We start from the raw sequence: 1,721 nt of genomic DNA, 5'->3' as shown, positions 1-1,721 counted from the left end.
CAAGTGGTGAGGATTAAGGATTAGTAAGTAGCAGTAGATGTGAACTGCCCAACGACTAAAGACCGTTGGGTAGTTCACATAAAAAATAGGAAGATAGGACAATGGGTAATAAAAAAACATGGTTTAAACAATTAATCAACGCGATTACTTGTGATAATATACATACCTATCATAAGGTAATAAAGTATTTTACAAAGGATGAGATTAATAAATTAAGAGATAAAGCAGGCAATACATTATTACATTTAGCTATTATCAATCGTAATTCTATTATATTAGAAGATTTAATTAAGAAAGAGATAGACCTGAATGTCACTACTCAAAATGGTAGTACCGCCTTACACTTATCAATTGAAACGTTCCAAGAAAATTCCATTCCAATAATAGAACATCTATTAACACGGCAAATCGATGTGAATACACTGAATAAGATGGGTAGGACTGCCATTGATTTAGTAATATTAGATAGTGCCATAGATACTGAGGAGCAAAAAACCAAAATAGTTAAACTTTTTTTAGAAAACTATTATAATCTTGTTATTACTAAAGAACATTTTACTATCCTACATACGTGTGCGGCAAAAGGTTATCTTGAGATTGTAGAGTTACTTATAAATAAGGTCAATATTGATATACGTGATGATGAAGGGTGGACTATGTTACACTTAGCAATTAAAAATAATCATCATGAAATAGTCCAATTACTATTAAAACACCACGCTAACATCACGATATATTCACCAGAAGGTCTCAATGCTATACAAGCTGCAACCAAGGAATGTAATTTAAAAATAATAAACTCTTTGTTAAAATACTGTGATACAGTGGATGATATGTGCAGTGCGTTTTTGATCAATCTTGCTAATACAATAATGGATTATGAATGTGGTCGTACATTACAGCATATAGCTGCAGACGAAAACTATGCGGAGATAATTAGATTATTGTTGAGGCATAATATTGATATGCACTGTAAAGATACTACTGGGCGAATACCGATGCATTTAGCAGCTGAGAGTGGGAATATAGCTATAATCAAAGAGTATATAGCACATAATGTAGATATTAATATACAGGATGCATATGGTATGACACCATTGCATTGTGCTATTCGTGGTGGTAATTATACCGTAATATCCATATTACTAAAGCAGGGATGCAAAATTAATATATCAGATCATAATAGTATTACTGCACATCACTTATTAACGCACACAACGGATTTGATAATGTATGATATTTTCCGTAGCTATAGTAACGCTCAAGTGGAAGATCCTACACTAAAGATAGTTGGTGGTGATGCAGAAATTGGCTCTGTCCAAATAAGTGTGTAAATTTCCGAAAGGTTATATAAAAGAAAATATAACAAAAAAAGACATTACAATGACAGAGAAACAAAATGCTGCAATGGATCAAGCGATAGATTTATTGATTCATAATGATACAGATGTATCAACCGTATTCAAGGAAGATGGTTTATTAAAAGAACTGACCAAGCGTCTTGTAGAGAAAGCCTTATAGTCTGAGATGAATAATCATTTAGGATATAGCAAGTATAATCAAAGTGATACTCAGAATTCACGTAATGGTTATAACACAAAGAATCTGATTACTAAAGAATGGTGCTGTTGAGATTGAAGTGCCAAGAGATAGAAATAGTAGTTTTGAACCATCATTAGTAGCAAAGCGTCAAAGAAGACTTGATGGTTTTGATGATAAAG

2 protein-coding genes and 1 pseudogene are annotated in these 1,721 nt (G+C 32.3%); all 3 read left to right on the top strand.

Features of this window, described 5'->3' with window-relative positions:
• The first annotated feature begins 101 nt into the window (after window positions 1-101).
• Entirely contained in the window at window positions 102-1,334 is a 1,233-nt protein-coding gene (locus KYQ89_RS05945; RefSeq protein WP_218460816.1) for an ankyrin repeat domain-containing protein, read from the top strand.
• Window positions 1,327-1,521 (top strand): hypothetical protein, encoded by a 195-nt coding sequence (locus KYQ89_RS05940; RefSeq protein WP_218459896.1) that lies wholly within the window; start codon window positions 1,327-1,329, stop codon window positions 1,519-1,521. Before KYQ89_RS05945 ends, KYQ89_RS05940 begins: the two co-directional genes overlap by 8 nt.
• A gap of 106 nt (window positions 1,522-1,627) precedes the next feature.
• A pseudogene (locus tag KYQ89_RS08425) lies at window positions 1,628-1,721 on the top strand (transposase); the annotation flags it as partial.

Source organism: Rickettsia sp. TH2014, assembly GCF_019249195.1.
In the GTDB taxonomy this organism is placed as follows: domain Bacteria; phylum Pseudomonadota; class Alphaproteobacteria; order Rickettsiales; family Rickettsiaceae; genus Rickettsia; species Rickettsia felis.
This window is presented reverse-complemented; position numbering and strand designations above follow the sequence as displayed.